The organism is Bradyrhizobium sp. MI1.7, assembly GCF_055811795.1.
Genome location: NZ_JBVVPO010000072.1, coordinates 26,748 through 43,503 on the forward strand (window position 1 = coordinate 26,748; position 16,756 = coordinate 43,503).

Sequence of the window (16,756 nt, forward strand, 5' to 3'; positions counted from 1 at the left end):
GAAGACGCCACAACACACTGAACGCTGCGCTCAATTCACTTTGCGGTGCTTAACCACGCCAATTAAACGTGCGCAGGCGGAATGTCCGACTCTAGACCTTTGGGACATGCCCGCCTGTCCCAACGAAATACGGGGACCTAAGGTCGCCTTGCTAAGGCCTCTTTCCATCCGCCCATCGTAACTGGCTTCCATTGATTTAACTCAATGGCCCTTTTGGTTTTCATCTAACCACGGAACTCATGAACCAACCCGACCAACCAGCCCCAAGCAAAGGCGGCGTGCCGGAGCCAAAGCCTTCCCGCTCGGCGGAGGCGCGCCAGATTATCGAAGAGTACGCATCCGATCTGCGGGAGGGTATCAAGAAGCTCCGCAGACATTTGAGTTGAGTCTCGCCTCGTTGGCGGCCTTTTCATGTCTGGGTTTGGCCCCCTAGCCGACCTCCTAAGTTTGACGTCCGCGATGAACGCCAAAGAGGCCATCGTCTCCCGGAGAGGTCTAAACCGTTCCGGGTACATCCGTCGGCCGCCGGCACCCACGCTAGTGACCGCCGACTTAGAAAAATCCGGTATCGTGCGAGGGCCATTCTCAGGCGAAGGTTAAATGGAGCGCCTCCACGTGAGGCAGGACGCGACGTCGAACTGCGGACATGCGGCCAGGCTTCCGAGGACCCTCGGCGATCGTTGGGGCGGTGGAGGGCTTGGGGATGAACACTCCGCCTTCCGGAAGGTCGCCCTCGTTGATGGGCACGCGTCCCGATGTGGCGACGAGCTTGATCGGGGGCCATCTGTCGCGCACGAACCGTACAGGCCTTAGGCCGTCCATCGATCCCGGCATCTGGATGTCGGTGAAGAGGATAGGGATATCGGCTCGGGCTTCGAGGACGGCGATCGCCTCGCCGGCGTTGCCAGCTTCGACCACCTCGAAACCAGCGCCAGCGACCATCTCCGCCCCGCTGGTCCGGAGCAGCGATTCGTCTTCGACGATGAGAACGACCGGCCGCCTGACTGCTGACGCCATCTAAAGCACCTTCCTTTGCCCACCTTAAGTGCGGCGTGGCATCGTTCCACACGCCGGGGGGAAGGCCGCGCTGGACTGGTCCAGAACCCGAAATCCCTGCGATCGCATCCACGCTAATGCCTCCGCCGCACGACCGCGGCTGAGGATAACGAAGTCATCGGCATAGGAGACGACGTGAGCCTGGAACGTGTCGCCGCATCTAGTCAAACGCCAATGCTTCAGGAACCGGTTCATGTAGATGTTGGCCAGCAGTGGACTTGCGACACCGCCTTGCGGCGTGCCACGCGTGTTTCGCTTGCCGCCACTCATGCGCCGGGCTCCGTCCGCGTCCCGTTCCTCGATCGGCGCCCTCAGCCACATCTTGATGAGGCACAGGACGTTTCGATCCACCACACGCCGGGCTACCGACTTCATCAGCTCGGAATGCGGTATCGTATCGAAGTACTTGGACAAATCAGCATCAACTACGTCGGCATAGCCCCGGCATAAATGCCGGTGCACTTCCTTGACCGCGTCCACCGCCCCGCGAGCGGGCCGGTAGCCGTAGGTATTGTCCTCGAAGTCGACCTCGAAGATGGGTTCGATCACGATCTTGGCGGCAGTCTGAATCACACGATCACGAATGGTTGGAATGCCGAGCGGACGCTCGCCACCATTCGCTTTCGGGATCATCACCCGCCGCACCGGATCAGGTCGGTACGTCTTCGAGACCAGTTCCGCGCGCAAGCCCGCCAACCAGGCTTCCAGGCCCTGCTCCTCGATGCGAGCAAACGTCATCCCATCCACACCCGGTGCAACCGCATTGATGCGCGCGAGCCGATAGGCGTGGTCTAGGATGTCCTCGCGACAGATCTTGTCGTAGAGCAGATAGAAGCGGAAGGTGGGCTCCGCCTTCGCTTTGCAGTAGAGCTTTCTCTGAAGGCTCCGGATCTTATCAGGCGTTGTCAGGCTCATCACCAATCACCTTCACCTCACCATCTTCAAAAGCGCACCAGAAGTCGGGGCCCTTTGCTCCACCGGCATTATCCGGCATCAACGCTCCTACTGCCCCGTCCGACTCCCACGTCGCGGACGAGGGTAGCGGCCTCAACATCGCATCAGGCTGTGGTCACGGTGTGCCGTGCCCACTACCCCGGCGGATCGCGTGGGTGCGCGTGTCGATTGCTTCCCCACACGTGCGGCCTTCCTCAAATGACCGGAGGGTCGGCATCCGCATTAGAACTTTCGAGGCCTGCTCGGGCTTCACTTTGTTACGGCCCATCGGATCGCTCAGCGACCCAAGGCCGCCTTTGTCGCAGGGCTCCGACCCAGCCAGTTACCCGACCGAGCCGCCTGCCAGCTTCCGGACCAATCGACAATTATCCGGGTGAGACCCTCCCTCACTGATAGTTCGCGCCCTCGGGGCGCATGGTCAAGGACGTCATTCTCGACGGCATCGAACGAATTTGCGCCGGGATCGCGACGAGCTTCGGCGTCAAGGTCACGCCCGAGATCGTGATGGGCGTCGGCGTGGTGGTCAATACGCCTTGATGAGGCGGGCCTTGCGCGCCTCGCCGCGGAGAAGCGGGTCTCCCCCTATAACTGCGAACTACCCTTCCGACGTGCCGGGCGGAGGTGCGGCGCGACTCGCGCCCAGCATGGCCGGCGAGGATTTCGCGCACTATCTCAAGCAGCGTCCCGGCGCCTTCGTCTGGATCGGCAACGGTGAATTGCGCGACGGCGCCGAGTTGCACGGCCCGCGCTACGATTTCAACGATGCGGTCCTCCCGGTCGCCTCGACCTGGATGGCCGAGGTCGCCAAGGCGGCGCTGGCGTCGAACTAGGCCCGCTCAGGAGATCTCGCGCGGCAGCTTCCAGTCCGGCTTCGGCTCGAACGTCTCGTCGATGCGCGCGACGTGATAGCCAGCAGGCAGAAGCTGGCCGCCTTCCTCGTCCGCGACGGGAACGTCGGTCACCAGTCCCTCGATCAGCGCGGCTTCCCACACCTCTTTCTCGGTGGGAAAGGGATCGCCGATCTGCTTGTTGCCTTCGAACAGCGCGTACATCGGTATCCAGTCCTGCTGCATGGCACGGAGATCGAGCCTTCGATGCCGACAGCAACGTATCCCCTGCACGGACGTTCCCTCCCCGGCTGGCGCAGTCTGTTCTCTCCGCGCGAGCATTAAGACAGGAGTTGCGATAGAGACCCATGGCGCGCGTTCTGATCGGAACCTCCGGCTGGCACTACGACTCCTGGCGCGGCCCGTTTTTTCCCGAGGCCCTGCCGCTGAAGGAACAGCTTCGCTATTACGCCGGGCAGTTCGAGACGACGGAGCTGAACGGCGTGTTCTACCGCACGCCGACGCCGGAAGCGGTGACAGCGTGGCGCGAGCAGACCGGTCGCGACTTCGTCTTCGCATGGAAGGCATCGAAGTTCATCACGCACTGGAAGCGCCTGTCCGACCGCTCCGTCAACAGCCTCGAGCTGCTGGAGGATCGTATTTCCCGGCTGCGCGGCAAGGTTGGACCGATCCTGTTCCAGTTGCCGCCGCAATTCGAGGCAAACGCCGACCGGCTCGCCTCCTTCTTCAAGCTGCTGTCCGGGAAGCGGCGTTACAGCTTCGAATTCCGTCATCCGAGCTGGTATCAGCCCCGCATCCTGCGGATGCTCGCCGACGAGAACATCTCGCTCTGCCTTTCGGACCATCACGACGCACCGGCGCCGTGGAAACGCACCGCGGACTTCGTCTATGTGCGCGGGCATGGACCGGGCGGGCGCTATCACGGCCACTATTCGTCGGCGGCGCTGGCGCAATGGGCACGGCGGATCAAATCGTGGAAGCGGCAGGGTTGCGACGTCTACATCTATTTCGACAACGACCAGAAGAGCGCGGCGCCAGCCGATGCATTGAAGCTGAAGGCCCTGCTTTGATGCGGAGCTACGGCTCGCCCGCGACCGAACCGGCGATTACCATGGCCAGCTCGGCAAGATCGATCTTTCCGTTGACGACAAGTTCTTCGCAGGAGTCGACCTTCAGCGATTGCGGCCGGTTGGCGGCCTGCCGCTTGAGCTCTCCGACGATGGCTTCCTTGAGTTTCTCTTCCAGCATGAACGTCTCCTGCAGCAGCGACTCTTCAAGCAGCCATCATTCTTAAGCAGCCATGGCGCGGCAGGATTCGGCGCACGACCGGCACATGGCGACGCATTCGTCCATGCCGCCAATCCGTTCGCAATCCTGGGCGCATTCGGCGCAGATCTCCGGCACATTCACCGCACGTGTGCCCGTGATGCGGCGTGTTGATCAGCATGAAATGCGCGGCGGTCCGCCATATCTCGGCGCAGGCCATCATGAGGCGGAAATGCCGCGGCTCGACATGCGTGCCGCCGGTCTCGAGACAATGGTTCATGGCCATGCCGTGACAGGTCCGGTAGCAGCCCAGGCACAGCTCGATGCAGCGGGTCATGTCTTCTGATTTTGGCATCGCGTCTCTCCTTCCGGATGCACTCTGCTCTCGACGCTGTCCAGTCAAAGCAGGCCGGCGTGCCTCGTTCCCGACGTTCATCATTTGGGATTTGGATCTTGAAGACCGGCTCCCGGCTGGTCGAGCCGCCCGCTGCGCGCCAGCCGAACTGCGTTGCCGAGCGCGCGCACCACATTGCGCACCTCCTGCCGGAACTCGCCGTCCTCATCCAGGTCGCGGTGCGACGTGGCGTATGACTCCATATAGCCGACTAACCGTCGAGCTCGCCAAAAGGGGCCAGCCGAGATCAGGTGCATGTCGGTGAGCCAGTCGGACAATGTCCGCCGCACGCTCTCGGCACCCACACTGTCGCCGTGAACGACGAGGCCGAAATGCCGGCCGGCGAGATGACGCGGATAAGGCCAGCCCTTCAGCTCTATCGCCTTGGCTTCGTCCGCCTTCTTGCCGTGCGTCGATGTCGGATCGGGATTGCCGCCCTCGGCACAGACCAGGCGGTCCATCATCGCCTTGAGACCGCCAGGGACGTGATACCAGTTCACCGGCGTCACGATCAGGATGCCGTGGGCCGCGACCCAGAGCGGGTAGATCTCGTTCATCCAGTCGCCGGTCTGACCCAGCGCGTAGTTCGGGTAACAGCTGCACGGCCAGTGGCAGAGCGGCATCGCGGTGGAGACGCACGATTTGCACGGATAGATGGTCTTGCCGAACTCCGACGTCAGGCGGGAGAGATCGAGGATATCGACGGCATAGCCCATCGCCACCAAGACCGCCGCGGCCAGCTTGACCATGCGCCAGGTCTTAGACATCTCGCCGGGACAGGTGTGCTCGCTGCGCGCGGCGCCATTGACGATGAGGATGCGCGGCGTCGCGTCGGCATCGTCGTGCCGCCGCTGCGCCTCTAGAATCGCATCGCGCGCGGCGAGCCAGTCCACGGCGAGATCGTAATCGGGATCGGCGAATCATGCTCCTGTAGCGCCGCTCGAATGCTTCGCGCGACAGCTTGACGGGCGGCATCCCCCTGCGAACGTCGACGTCCGTCATGCTGGTGCCTCGACAGATCAGTACACTCGACCAACCCGGCGCGCAGTGCGCGGTTCCTGCACCTGTCTTGGCGAATGCCACTGCGCCGGAACCGAAATGGTGATTCGCATGTTCATGAAGGACTTGAAGGAGGGCATCATGGCGAAAGCAGCATGGAAACGGCCGGGCTCACCGATCGGTCGCAAAGGACCACGCAAGGCGAATCCCGCTTACAAGCGCCGCACGCGCGAGCCATGGACGCCTGCGGATGTGAGCAAGCTGAAACAGCTTGCGAAAGGAAACACACCGACCGGCGTCATGAGCATCAAGCTTCAGCGCCTGTCGCGGCCATCCGCAGCAAGGCGCAGCGCGAAGGAATTTCGCTGCGGCCCGTCAACCGCTCGCCTTACAACCGGCAAACCAAGACGGCGAAACGGCGCTGACCCGGGGCGCGGCCGGGTAACGACCGGACGCCTATTCCCGCCAGAACTCCGCGAGCCCTTCCGCGGTCACGAGGTCGACCTGACCGTGGAAGCGCGTGCGATACATCGTCATGAGCGCATCGTGGCCGGCGTCCGACGAGCTGCACAACGCGTCTTCGACGATCACAATCCTGAAGCCGAGATCGACAGCGCTCAGGACCGTCGAGAGAACGCAGACGTCGGTCTCCGCACCCGTTATCGCCACGGTCCCGATGCTCTTCTCGGCCAGCGTGGCGGCAAGGCGCGGATTGCTGAATGCGGCATAGGCCGGTTTGTCGACGACGCGGGCGGGAGGAACGTAGCGTGCCAGCGCCGGCACGAGATCGAGTGCCGACGGCGGAAGTTGGAGGCGGTTTGCCTGGCGCCAGCGTTGAAAGTAGACCTGCCACTGCCCGGGGCGATCTTCGGGATTCAGCGGTGTGATGAAGCGCGTGAAGATCGTTCTGTCCTGGTGGCGCGAGACGATCGCGGCGACCGTCGGCAGAACCTTCTCCATCCATGGCGTTTCCCACAGACCTCCGGGCGCAAAATGTTCTGCATGTCGATGCAGAGGTGAACGGCATGCCGGATCTGGCTTTCCGGCGTCTTTGCGTCCCTCATCGGCGTTCCATCCTGAAGCGCTCGGCCCGATCAGAGACCGAAGCTTTCCCGCGCCGTGTAGGTCACGGCTTCGATCTTGTTGCCGTCGGGATCGCGCACGAAGGCTCCATAGTAATTGGCGCTGTACTGTTCGCGGATGCCCGGCGCTCCCTCGTCGCGCCCGCCATTCGCCAAGGCCGCGCCGTGGAAGCGCCTCACGGTCTCCAGGTCGGGCGCCTGGAAGGCGATATGCACGCCGTTGCCCGCGCTGGCGGGCTCGCCGTTCACCGGCGTTTCGAGGCTGAAGACGATATCGGAGGCGCCGTAGCGAACGGCGCGACCCGAGGATTTGAGAATCCGAAAGCCGATCAACGCCATCAGCAGATCGTAGAACGCGCGCGCCCGACGCACGTCGTTCGTTCCGACGGAGACGTGGTGGATCATCGACTCATTGCTCCCATCGCAAAGCGTCCAGACTTTTGTGGTCCTCCAGGGGTCGCGCGCGAGAAGCAGCGAGGCCGGCTCCTTCTCGTCCGCGTTTGGAATCCGATGACTCAGCAATCCTTGTCGCTGGGTCCCGTCGCCGTCTTCGACTGTTCGGCGGCCGTCGGCTGTCCCTGCATCTGACGCTGGGCGTCCTGCGAGGACGTCGCCGTGGTCTAGCTGGCCTTGTTCATGGCGGAGGTCGGCGGGTGCTCCTTGGCAGCTGACGAAGCGGTACCGGTTGTCTCGGCTGCCTTGCCGGTCGGGACCGGCCCTGAGCCTGCGTCGCGGTTGGCGGTGTTGCAGGGACCCGCCAAGGCGATGGTCCAGCTGACCGCCAGCAGGGCGCCAACCAGCATTGTTCTCTTGAGCACGACGATCTCCTTCCTGACATGACGGCTAATGCTTGGCCTGACATGACGGCTAATGCTTGGCGGAGCCGGGTTCCGCCGTTTTGCGATGTGTGCGAGAAGATGTTGCTTAATCGCGCAAGGGGTCGGCAGTTCCAAAAGCGACGGGTCTTTCGAGGCCTGGTCCCGTTTCGATGGTGACCGGCGCCTGTCGTTGCGACCAAGCGGATCGGCTATTCCGTGAACGTCTCGGAGGCTTCTTCGGCGTTGTTGGCCGGATCGGCCGAAAGCTCTCGCTCCGCTTCGCGCCCCGGTGTGGAAGAACGCGTGGTCTTACCGCCACAAGTGGCCGCTCCGCTCGGTAAGACCCCACCTTCTTCAAACTCCTCCTGCCGCCCTTCGGGCTTGCCTGCCAGTTCCCAGAGCGCATGCGCGCGAGTCCGGATGTCATCCTCCGTCGGCTTTGCCATTTGGGCTCCCTCCTCGATGTCTGTTCTTCCCAACCCCGCTTTCGCGCGTCACGTTCCAGGTGCGACCTCACACCCGTGTCGATCGTCCGGCTTCACGACCATTCCCCGGCGGGCTTTCGCCGATTTTTGCCGATGGCCGACGTGAAGCCGACATGGTGCAGAAGCCCCGATTCATCATAGAGCCCAAGAAGCAGCGAGCCGATTACCTTGCGCCTGCCCAGCTTCTTCTCGCCGTACCTGAAGCCGCCGACCACGCAGTCAGCCGACCGCAGCAGCTTGATTTTCTGCATCCCGTCGCGCGTGCCGCCGCGATAAACGAGGTCGAGCCGCTTGGCGACGACGCCATCGTGGCCGTCCTCCACACGTTGGAGCCACCGCTTTGCCTCCGCGTAATTGCGGCTCGCGGGCGACAGCGAGAACACATGACTGCTTCTGAACTCGCGCCGCGCGAAAGTCTCGAGTGCGGGCCGCCGTCTGGCGAGCGGTAACGCCGAGAGGTCCGTGTCGGCCGATCGCAGCAAATCGAACGCGATGAAGTTTGCTGGCGTCTCGCCGGCGAGGCGCTTCACCCGGCTGGCCGCCGGGTGGATGCGCTGAAGCAAGGCATCGAACGAATAGCCGTCGTCGAGCCGAATGATCAGCTCTCCGTCGAGGATGAAGGAGTCGGCCGCGAGAGCCGACGCCGCCGAGGCGACTTCCGGAAAATAGCGGACGAGGTCGCGGCCGCCCTTCGACTGCATCCTGATCCGCTGCCCCTCTCGGATGAGCAGACACCGGAATCCATCCCATTTCGCCTCGTATTGCCACTGCGCTCCGCGGGGAAGCTCGCCGACTGACTCGGCTTCCATGGGCACCATGATCAGCACTCGCGGCACGCTTTGATCATCGCGACGGCATCCGTCCGCAATTCAACCGGGCTTGGCGGGATGCGCCGTCCGTGGATGACGGTCGTGCGGCAGCCGTGCCAGGGCTTCGCGGTCTCCCGCGTGATCTTTCATTGCCGTCTAGAACGTGCGCCTCCTGGATGTCACGCGGCATATCGCACCACACATCCATAGCCGCCTGACCCAACAGTTTGGCAAAGCGTTCGTCGGCCATCTCGATAACTCCCGGTCCTGCTCGAAGAGGGAACTACCCACGTTCGCTGGCGTTCCATCTCTTTAGTTTAGTTCGCGAAGGGAGACATTCGAAATGGGACTGTTCACCAAGGACATCTCACTAAGGACATCAAATCAATGGAAGACTTGCTGATGCATGGTCTTCAGGACATCTATTATGTATTATGCGGAGCAGCAGATTCTGAAAGCTCTGCCGAAGATGATCGACAAGGCGACCAATTGGGATCTCGTCACCGGCCTCAAGAACCATCTCGAAGAGACCAACAAGCAGGTCGAGCGGCTCGAGAAGGTCTTCGCCAAGCTCGGCAAGGAGCCGAGCGGGACGCACTGCCCGGCCATCTAATACCAAGCTGAACACGGTTGCCTTGCGCAAGTGTGTCAACGCCAAGGCGTCCACCGCGGCGTAGACCGCCTCCTGCAGGAGCGGCTCCGCGATGCGGCGGGCCGCTCCTCCAACCATTAGATGATGCCGCCCTGCCGAAGGAAGCTGTCCTTCAGTCCCTTTTGCAACTCGTCGTCCTTCGCCTTGTCACGCCGGATGTGCTGCTTGGGATTCTGCGCGTGCTTGTCCGGCGGGGCAGGGTCAAACTTCTCGGTCATTCTACCCTTGTCCTATCCCGGCGGCAGAGCGGGCAAAACGCTCCACTGCTGTGCGCTGTTCCTCGCGTCGTCGCGCCGGACGTCGAAGGTTCTGTGGCCCATCACCTCTGTCGTCGATGCTTTAGCAATTTTTGCATATCTTTTTCACGGTCTGGTCGACTTTGCTGTTCTCCTTATCGATCGTGGCGTCACTATCGTGTTGATCAGTGGTCGTCGGCCGACCGATCCCGCCCGCGGCGGCCCCCTGGGTATTAGCAGCAGGCGTTCCCGATGAAGCTGCGGTTCCGGCAGCATTGGTGCCGGGGCTTGCGGCATTCGTGCTGTTTCCATTGACCGCTCTCTGATTGAGCCCGGATTGAGGGGTGGGAGTGCCATTGGTGATACCGGTTATCGCATTGGTGGTGCCGGTGGTTGGATTGGTATTTGCATTCGGGGCAGTAGCCGACGGGCTTGCCGTCCCGCCCGAGTTCGCAGCGCCTGCGGCTCCTGCAGCGGACGGAGATGCTGCAGTCGAACCCCCTGCACCTGCAGAGGACGACGCACCGCCAGCGCTTCCACCGGCAGATCCGCCGGCACCACCGCCGCCGCCTCCACCGCCTCCGCCCCCACCTTGGGCAAATGCTGCGCAAGGGATGACGAGAGCTAAGACAAGTGCAATGCCTGAGGGTTTCATGGGCGACTCCTTTAGCGAAGAAGCCATGCTGCTGCGTTTCGTTCCTAGGCGTTTGGTCGAGCCGACGCTGCTGGCGGAGATTGAGGACCGGGCGAAATCGGCCGTGGGAAAGGTGCAGCATCCGTTCTCAAGGAATGTGCGAGGACTTTGGGGGCGCCCTCCCAGCGAGGCCAGCAACCGAACTATAGGGAGACCAGGCGTTATCGACATTATGTCAGACGCTTTCGACTACTTCCGGGCTTACGTCCGCGCTCTATGTAAGGCTCGATCCATGCCGCACGGCAGGATGAAGCATCTGCAGCTGCTGGCCGGGCGGATCTATAATCTCCTCAAGAAAGTGGCCGCTTACGGCCCGAATACGCAGCACCTTGAGGACTTCCGGGCAGCCCAGAAGCTTGAGAGGTCTCTCGACCGTCCGCCCGGCGAAGGCGCGGGCGCTGGGAATCGCTTTGGTCCGCCGAGGTCGCAGGACGCAGGACGGGAGGCCTGTTGAGTGCCCTCCCTCGACACCCGCGGCGTAGCAAGCCTGCTGCGGGAATATGCGCAGCGCACCGCCTTGCGTGGCGGCAACCCCTACCGGGCAAAAGCCTATCTCGGGCCGCTGACAGCCTGGCAGCTCTTGCCGTCCCACTCGATGTACTCATCGCCGAAGACCGGCTCACCGAGATTCCCGGCATCGGCGATGCGATCGCCGACATCATCACCAAGCTACACAAGACGGGCACACATCCAAGCCTCGAAAAGCTGCGGAAGGAGATTCCCGAGGGCGTGCTCGAGATGCTCGCCGTGCCGGGTCTCCGCCCCGAGAAAGTGCTGCGTCTCTACAAGGATATCGCATCGCTTGCGGAATTGGAGGCCGCCGCCAAGGACGACCGCATCAAGAAGGCCAAGGGACTTGGCGCCGCGCTGCAGACCAAGATCCTGCAGAACCTCGCCATCGCGAAAAGCGGAGAAGGCCGGCTCCACCTGCACCGTGCCGCTGTCCTGCTCGCGAACGCCAAGGACTCGCTTCGCAAGGCCCGGCCCGAGCTCAAGCGCATCACGATCGCAGGTGATTTCCGCCGCGGCTGCGAACTCGTCGGTGATCTCACGATCGTTGCAGAAGCGCCCATGACGCCAAAACGTCGAAGGCGTCCGCGGCGGATGGATTGCAGATCCGCTTATCCGACCGCAAGCACTTCGGCGCCACCCTTCTTTTCGCCACCGGCTCTGCCGCTCACGTTGAACAGCTCGAGGCTTTGGCTGCGGAGAAAGGAATGCAGTTGGAGGCCGACGGCTTGCACAAGGGCCGCACCCTGATCGCCGGCGACGAGGCCGAGATCTATCGCGCGCTCGGTCTGCCCTGCTTCGATCCGGAGCTTCGGGAAGACCGCGGCGAGCTCGCGAGTTCGTCGACAAGGCCGACATCGACCCGCGCTACCTGATCCGCCCCTACTACGTCCGCCCCGACGGCAAGGTCGGGCGCGACGCCTTCGCGGTGATTCGCGAGACCATCCGCGAGATGGACAAGGTCGCGATCGGGCGTGTCGTGCTGACCAACCGCGAGCACATCATCGCGCTCGAGCCCGATGGACAAGGGGCTCGTCGGACGCTGCTGCGCTACCCCTATGAAGTGCGCTCCGAGCAGGAGTATTTCGACGGGATCCAGGACGTCAAAGTGACCAAGGACATCCTCGCGACGTGGTCTCCGATTCGGGTCTCAGCCTCGCGGAGAAGCGGGCCATCCTGGCTTCATGGGCTTCTGACGCTTCCGCAATAGCCTCGTGCCCGTCGCTGCGGGCGCTCGACGGACTGAGGGCGCCGGTCACCATCGACGAAATTCCGGAGGCGCTTTGCGCCCTGGACCAGCGGCCGCGAATTCTCCCGGCGGAAAACCGATGCGGCTGAGGCCGGTCGACCGTGCTGCAGCCTAGGAGACCGCCACGATGAACACTGCAGTTTCGTCCGCCAGCCATCTGGAGACGACAGAGCAGGATCTTGCCCGCAAGCTTCTGCAGAAGGTCGCCGAGTGGAAGACGTCACGGAGGCCTGCCCATGGTTCCGATAGCGATAGCTGAGAGGAGCACAAGTGCTGCAAGGAAAAAGACGGCTTCAAGACCCGTCTTGCTCTCTATGACTTACGCCGCGCGTCGCTTTCTGGTCTTGGCCGCCTTCTTGGCCGACCTCGAGCGCTCCGATGCCGGCCGCTTGGCCGAGGCGGCTCCGCCCAATCGGCCACCTTTGCGAGACGGCGAATGATCTTCCTCGGTGCCGCGACCCGAGCCGCTCTTCTTCCCGCCGTGGGTTTCCTTGTTTACGGTCGCCCAGGCGCGCCGTTCGGCTTCCTTCTCCGGAACCCCGCGGTGCTCATAACCTTCTTCGATATGCTCGGCCTGCCGCTTCTGCTTGTCCGTGTAACTTGACTTGTCGCCACGAGGCATGTCGTGCTCCCGTCGATTGGAAAATATTCGTTTTAAGACTGGGAAGGGCCACCAGTTCCAATCTCGGGACGTCTCTCAACGCGGGAGCGATGCGAGGTCCAATCATGCAAGCCGATGACGCGGCCCCGCTGCTGGCTCGCGGATCAGGAGGCGGAGCATCGTTGGAGTCGTGCTGTTAGGCGGACTTCTTGATTGCTTCCGCGAGTGCCGCCCGCGCGACCTCCGTCAATCTGGACAACGTCCTGTTGCCTTGGACGGCGCAGTCGAGCAGCTTTTGTGCGATCTCCCGTCTAATTTCGTGGTCGCCCCCATGAGGGAGAGATCGACAAGCTTCTTCGAGAGCGACATCGAGATTGGCCATCGTCCGGTCGTCTGCGCTTTCATGGGTCGTCGTTGCTCCGGGGCGGCTGCGGTCCGCGATGCCGTCGCAGATTCCCAGATCTTCAAGCAAGGTCAGCCGGGGCTCGGCTCTCGATAGCCGCGCTTCGGCTTTCCAGCGGTGGCGCCAGCCGTGGTTGGGCCAGACGGGGTGATCGACTTCCATCTTCCGGGCCCAGTCGCCCCGGGCGCCTTGTTCAGCCGTGATCGGACACGATTTTGCTAATGGCTTGTTTGGCGATCGAGCCCCTCAGGAAGCGCAAGTTCAATGTGGCACATCAAGCCATCAGGCCCGAAGATCAGGTTGCTCTTTGCCTCGGCGGTGAACGCCAACGCGCGCTCGATCAATTCCCTTCCAAATCCTTTCTTTTGGGGGGGCGCAGGAATGGCGACGCCGGCTTCATTCCAATCAAACACAATAAGCGATTGTTTTTCATCCTGTCGGAACTCCCAAGAAATCGAAAGCGAACCCGTCGGCTGCTTGAGTGCGCCGTGTTTCAGCGCATTGGTCGTCAATTCATGAACGGCGAGGCCAAATATCTGGAGAAGTTCAAAGGGCAGCGGTAACCAAGGCCCGGAGATCCGAACCTTGTCTCCCTCAAGAGCTCCCAGGGAATCCAGTTCGAGACGGACGAGTTCGCCCAAATCCACCGTATCGGTCTGCCCCCTGCTGACCAGACTTTGAACGCGCCCCAAAGCTGCGAGTCTTGAGGTGAATTGCTCCAGAGGGCCGCCCTTTCCGATCGTCTGGTGCGCAATTGATTGCACAACCGTCAACAGGTTTCTGGTGCGATGCTGAAGTTCAGCGATCAGCACGTCCTGGCGCGCTTCGGCACGGGTGATATTGGTGATGTCGACGAACGCAATGATGATGCCTTCGGTCTGGCGATCGCCGCCGCGATAGGGAGACAGGCGAACGAGATAGTGTGTCGTGTGGTCTTCCGTCGTCACCCGCCGTTCGCGCCGATTCTGTTCCGCCAATACATGCGCGATATCATCCGCCAAGCTGGCGAGGTTCAATCGACCCGCCAGATCCGTGATCGGGCGACCTCGGTCTCCGGGCAGGATATTGAAAATCCGCGCAACATTCGGAGTAAAGCTGCGGATTGTCAGCGACTTATCGAGGAAAATAGTAGCAACCTCCGTAGTGTCGAACAGGTTCTGCAGATCGCTGTTGGCGCGGTCCAATGCCTCGACCTTGTTGCTGAGCTCGGCATTGACGGTGTGCAGCTCTTCATTCACCGACTGCAGTTCTTCCTTGGAAGCTTCCAGTTCCTCGTTGGTAGACTGCATTTCCTCATTTACGGACACCAACTCCTCATTTGACGATTTAAGCTCCTCCAGCGCCGTCTCATACTCCTCGATCATCGACTGCAGCCGATCGCGGGTGTCGCGAAGCTCGCGTTCGACATGCAGGGCGTCACCTTCCTGGGTGGTCCGGGCACGCAGCAGAGAGTCTTCCTGGCTGAGAAGCGGGCCGTGATCCAGGAACGCGATGAGATAGAGTGGCTCGCTGCCACCGTCCTGCAGCGGCTCGACCAGAATGTTGACGATTTGCATGCCGCCGGTTTCGACCTCGACCGCTACACCTTCCCGCGAGACGCCGTGGCCGGTCTCGACGGCCTCCCGGAACGCCGTCCGCAATTCGAGCCGCAAGCCCTTGCGGGCCAGCGTCAGCAGTTGGCGCGTTGGCGCCCCTGCGGGCGTTTCCAGGTATTTTCCGGTCTTGTTGGAATAATAGACAATGTCACTGTCACGATTGACTACGACATGCGCTGGCGAAAGCCGCTCCAGCACATGTTCGTCGATCGCCCGGCGCAGCGTCGCTCCGGCCAGCGGAAGCCGTCGTGGAACGAGATCGTTGACATTGCCCGGCCTGAGGGCGTTCAGCATGACCGGAAGGCGGATTCCGGCGGTAACGTCCGAACGCCGCCGGAAAATACGGTGCTTTTTTTCGACCGGAATGAAAAGATCCTCAAACTGGCCGACATTTTCCGCCAAGCCCAGGAAGAGATATCCATCTGGTCTCAGGGCATAGTGAAAGGTCGGAATCACCTGATTCTGCACCTCGACGCCGAAATAGATCAGCATATTACGGCATGAGATGAGATCGATCCGCGAGAAGGGCGGGTCGCGAATGACGCTGTGCGGAGAAAAGATGCAGAGTTCGCGGACGTCCTTGCTAAGGACATAGCTGCCCCCGTCGAGCAAGAAAAACCGCTTACGTCGCTCTGGAGAGACGCTGTCCAGCAGCGCTTCCGGATAGCGGGCGGCTCTTGCCACGGCAAGTGCGCGCTCGTCGATGTCGGTCGCGAAAACCTGCACCCGCGGAATTGCCGAAAGCTTGTCCATATACTCGCGCAGCAATATCGCAATCGAGAACACTTCCTCGCCGGTAGCGCATCCCGGCACCCACACCCGAACGGTATCGTCCGCGCCACGTCCCTCGAACAATTTCGGTACGACGGAGGTTGCGAGGTCTTCGAACGCCTCGCCGTCGCGAAAGAAATTCGTGACGTTGATCAAGAGGTCGCGGAACAGCGCATGCACCTCCTGCGGCTCCTGCCGCAGTCGCTCAAGATAGCCTTCGATAGACGTGAGTTGCGCGACCTGCATTCGGCGGACGACGCGGCGCATGAAGGTGTTGATCTTGTAGCCGCTAAAGTCGTGTCCGACCTGGTTGCGCAGAAGGCCATAGATTTCCGGCATCGCTTCGCGGATACCTTGCTTTTTCGCATCACCCTGGGACGGTTCGAGCAGAGCCTCGTAATCGAGCCCGCCCCGGGCGAATTGCACCAGCTTTTCGCCCATCTCATCGACCGGGATGGCGAAGTCGACGAAGCCGGCCGCGATGGCGCTATTGGGCATATCTGGGTGGCCGGGGCCGAAGCCATCGCCGGCTTGAGCGAAAGTCAATCCGCCGCGCTCCTTGATCGCCTTGATGCCGAGTGTTCCGTCGCTATCGCCGCCCGATAACACGACGCCGACGGCCAATTCGCCGGCATCGGCCGCAAGTGAGCTGAAAAAGATGTCGATCGGCTTGCGTTCGCGTCGGCTGCCGCTTTGTCGCACGATCAGCCGTCGCCGCTTGACGGTCAGAATGGCACTGCTGTTCAGGACAAAGACGCAATCACGCTTGAGCTCGGTCTCATCGGTCACGGTCGTGACCGGCATGGCGGTCAGGTGGCGGACGACCTCGTGAAGCAGGCTCTCCCTCTCCGGTGGCAGATGCGTGACAATCACGATAGCAAGGCCAGGCTCCGACGGCAGCCCCCGAAAGAAGCCCTCGAGGGCCTCGATGCCGCCGGCCGAGGCGCCAATCCCGACAATGGGAAACTCAGATGCTTCCATGGCAAATCGCGATCTACAGCGGGTGCTGCATCGCCTTCAATGCGGACAGCTTCGCGCCGCCATCCTCGGGATGATCCCAAGCGCTGTCAACGGCTTAATGGCGCGATGCTTGCGAGCGGAATGGCCCAACCATTGAAAAATTGGAACCTGCCAATCCTTTTCGGTTCCTTGTGTCTTGAATGGCTATCGCTACACGCAACAGAGGAAAGCCCAGATAGGGCCGCGAATTGCCAAATTTAGAAGTAAAGAGAACTTGGCACCGGGCTTGATCTGCCGTGACCTGCCCCTGAAGTTTCACCCAGTAGCGGTTAGAGTCTCGGCGGATGTTACGCCGTTTGGCGCGGTGTGAGCAA

18 protein-coding genes and 8 pseudogenes are annotated in these 16,756 nt (G+C 61.9%); 9 read left to right on the forward strand and 17 right to left on the reverse strand.

Annotation, left to right across the window (positions count from 1 at the left end; genetic code table 11):
• Positions 1 to 585: 585 nt before the first annotated feature.
• The gene (locus tag AC0L3X_RS38845) at positions 586 to 1,017 is read right to left on the reverse strand and encodes a response regulator (protein ID WP_473317302.1); all 432 of its coding nucleotides are present in this window, start codon (positions 1,015 to 1,017) and stop codon (positions 586 to 588) included.
• A 24-nt stretch (positions 1,018 to 1,041) separates the two neighbouring features.
• On the reverse strand, positions 1,042 to 1,971 hold the full coding sequence (locus AC0L3X_RS38850) for a reverse transcriptase domain-containing protein (protein WP_354098821.1): 930 nt from the start codon (positions 1,969 to 1,971) through the stop codon (positions 1,042 to 1,044).
• A gap of 453 nt (positions 1,972 to 2,424) precedes the next feature.
• Here AC0L3X_RS38850 and AC0L3X_RS38855 point away from each other — a divergent pair, with 453 nt between their 5' ends.
• On the forward strand, positions 2,425 to 2,547 hold the full coding sequence (locus AC0L3X_RS38855) for a hypothetical protein (protein ID WP_354100524.1): 123 nt from the start codon (positions 2,425 to 2,427) through the stop codon (positions 2,545 to 2,547).
• A 107-nt stretch (positions 2,548 to 2,654) separates the two neighbouring features.
• Positions 2,655 to 2,840 (forward strand): hypothetical protein, encoded by a 186-nt coding sequence (locus AC0L3X_RS38860; protein ID WP_354098819.1) that lies wholly within the window; start codon positions 2,655 to 2,657, stop codon positions 2,838 to 2,840.
• Positions 2,841 to 2,846: 6 nt separating this feature from the next.
• Here the strand turns inward: AC0L3X_RS38860 and AC0L3X_RS38865 are convergent, their stop codons facing one another.
• Positions 2,847 to 3,083, reverse strand: coding sequence for a hypothetical protein (locus AC0L3X_RS38865; protein WP_456679771.1), 237 nt, complete (start codon positions 3,081 to 3,083; stop codon positions 2,847 to 2,849).
• A gap of 122 nt (positions 3,084 to 3,205) precedes the next feature.
• On the opposite strand from AC0L3X_RS38865, the gene AC0L3X_RS38870 reads away from it, so the two are divergent.
• Complete coding sequence (locus AC0L3X_RS38870) at positions 3,206 to 3,928, forward strand: DUF72 domain-containing protein (protein WP_354098817.1); 723 nt, start codon at positions 3,206 to 3,208, stop codon at positions 3,926 to 3,928.
• Positions 3,929 to 3,935: 7 nt separating this feature from the next.
• On the opposite strand, the gene AC0L3X_RS38875 is transcribed toward AC0L3X_RS38870, so the two are convergent.
• The 9 genes and pseudogenes from AC0L3X_RS38875 to AC0L3X_RS38915 form a co-directional block, all read right to left on the reverse strand.
• Complete coding sequence (locus AC0L3X_RS38875) at positions 3,936 to 4,106, reverse strand: hypothetical protein (RefSeq protein ID WP_354098816.1); 171 nt, start codon at positions 4,104 to 4,106, stop codon at positions 3,936 to 3,938.
• A gap of 42 nt (positions 4,107 to 4,148) precedes the next feature.
• A pseudogene (locus tag AC0L3X_RS38880) lies at positions 4,149 to 4,479 on the reverse strand (four-helix bundle copper-binding protein).
• A gap of 80 nt (positions 4,480 to 4,559) precedes the next feature.
• Positions 4,560 to 5,520, reverse strand: a pseudogene (locus AC0L3X_RS38885) (flavodoxin family protein).
• Between the two features lie 453 nt (positions 5,521 to 5,973).
• A pseudogene (locus AC0L3X_RS38890) lies at positions 5,974 to 6,581 on the reverse strand (cysteine hydrolase family protein).
• A gap of 30 nt (positions 6,582 to 6,611) precedes the next feature.
• On the reverse strand, positions 6,612 to 7,004 hold the full coding sequence (locus tag AC0L3X_RS38895) for a VOC family protein (RefSeq protein ID WP_354098814.1): 393 nt from the start codon (positions 7,002 to 7,004) through the stop codon (positions 6,612 to 6,614).
• 215 nt (positions 7,005 to 7,219) lie between these two features.
• Complete coding sequence (locus tag AC0L3X_RS38900) at positions 7,220 to 7,417, reverse strand: hypothetical protein (RefSeq protein ID WP_354098813.1); 198 nt, start codon at positions 7,415 to 7,417, stop codon at positions 7,220 to 7,222.
• 209 nt (positions 7,418 to 7,626) lie between these two features.
• On the reverse strand, positions 7,627 to 7,863 hold the full coding sequence (locus tag AC0L3X_RS38905; RefSeq protein WP_354098812.1) for a DUF2934 domain-containing protein: 237 nt from the start codon (positions 7,861 to 7,863) through the stop codon (positions 7,627 to 7,629).
• A gap of 116 nt (positions 7,864 to 7,979) precedes the next feature.
• Positions 7,980 to 8,711: pseudogene (locus AC0L3X_RS38910) on the reverse strand (ATP-dependent DNA ligase); the annotation flags it as partial.
• 60 nt (positions 8,712 to 8,771) lie between these two features.
• A pseudogene (locus AC0L3X_RS38915) lies at positions 8,772 to 8,961 on the reverse strand (hypothetical protein).
• A 137-nt stretch (positions 8,962 to 9,098) separates the two neighbouring features.
• On the opposite strand from AC0L3X_RS38915, the pseudogene AC0L3X_RS38920 reads away from it, so the two are divergent.
• Positions 9,099 to 9,321: pseudogene (locus AC0L3X_RS38920) on the forward strand (YciE/YciF ferroxidase family protein); the annotation flags it as partial.
• A 119-nt stretch (positions 9,322 to 9,440) separates the two neighbouring features.
• On the opposite strand, the gene AC0L3X_RS38925 reads toward AC0L3X_RS38920, so the two are convergent.
• Positions 9,441 to 9,581, reverse strand: coding sequence for a hypothetical protein (locus AC0L3X_RS38925; protein WP_354098811.1), 141 nt, complete (start codon positions 9,579 to 9,581; stop codon positions 9,441 to 9,443).
• A gap of 1,162 nt (positions 9,582 to 10,743) precedes the next feature.
• Between AC0L3X_RS38925 and AC0L3X_RS38930 the strand changes: the two genes are divergently transcribed.
• From AC0L3X_RS38930 to AC0L3X_RS38950, 5 genes and pseudogenes are all read left to right on the forward strand, one after another.
• Positions 10,744 to 11,553, forward strand: coding sequence for a helix-hairpin-helix domain-containing protein (locus AC0L3X_RS38930; protein WP_473317304.1), 810 nt, complete (start codon positions 10,744 to 10,746; stop codon positions 11,551 to 11,553).
• Complete coding sequence (locus AC0L3X_RS38935) at positions 11,493 to 11,678, forward strand: hypothetical protein (RefSeq protein WP_354098809.1); 186 nt, start codon at positions 11,493 to 11,495, stop codon at positions 11,676 to 11,678. Before AC0L3X_RS38930 ends, AC0L3X_RS38935 begins: the two co-directional genes overlap by 61 nt.
• Positions 11,639 to 11,929, forward strand: a pseudogene (locus AC0L3X_RS38940) (Ku protein); the annotation flags it as partial. The gene AC0L3X_RS38935 and the pseudogene AC0L3X_RS38940, both read left to right, overlap by 40 nt.
• Positions 11,923 to 12,167 (forward strand): annotated as a pseudogene (locus AC0L3X_RS38945) (hypothetical protein); the annotation flags it as partial. The pseudogenes AC0L3X_RS38940 and AC0L3X_RS38945, both read left to right, overlap by 7 nt.
• Before the next feature lie 12 nt (positions 12,168 to 12,179).
• Positions 12,180 to 12,311: a hypothetical protein gene (locus AC0L3X_RS38950; protein WP_354098808.1), complete on the forward strand. Its 132-nt coding sequence runs from the start codon at positions 12,180 to 12,182 to the stop codon at positions 12,309 to 12,311.
• Positions 12,312 to 12,371: 60 nt separating this feature from the next.
• Here AC0L3X_RS38950 and AC0L3X_RS38955 read toward each other — a convergent pair whose 3' ends face one another.
• The 4 genes from AC0L3X_RS38955 to AC0L3X_RS38970 all read right to left on the reverse strand — a co-directional run.
• Positions 12,372 to 12,674: a hypothetical protein gene (locus AC0L3X_RS38955; RefSeq protein WP_028154436.1), complete on the reverse strand. Its 303-nt coding sequence runs from the start codon at positions 12,672 to 12,674 to the stop codon at positions 12,372 to 12,374.
• A gap of 175 nt (positions 12,675 to 12,849) precedes the next feature.
• Positions 12,850 to 13,218 carry a hypothetical protein gene (locus tag AC0L3X_RS38960; protein WP_354098806.1) on the reverse strand — a complete coding sequence of 123 codons (369 nt, stop codon included), beginning with the start codon at positions 13,216 to 13,218 and terminating at the stop codon, positions 12,850 to 12,852.
• Positions 13,219 to 13,274: 56 nt separating this feature from the next.
• Complete coding sequence (locus AC0L3X_RS38965) at positions 13,275 to 16,403, reverse strand: CheR family methyltransferase (RefSeq protein ID WP_354098805.1); 3,129 nt, start codon at positions 16,401 to 16,403, stop codon at positions 13,275 to 13,277.
• A gap of 94 nt (positions 16,404 to 16,497) precedes the next feature.
• Positions 16,498 to 16,756 (reverse strand): hypothetical protein (locus AC0L3X_RS38970; RefSeq protein WP_473317306.1); only part of this gene is annotated, 259 nt, incomplete at its 5' end.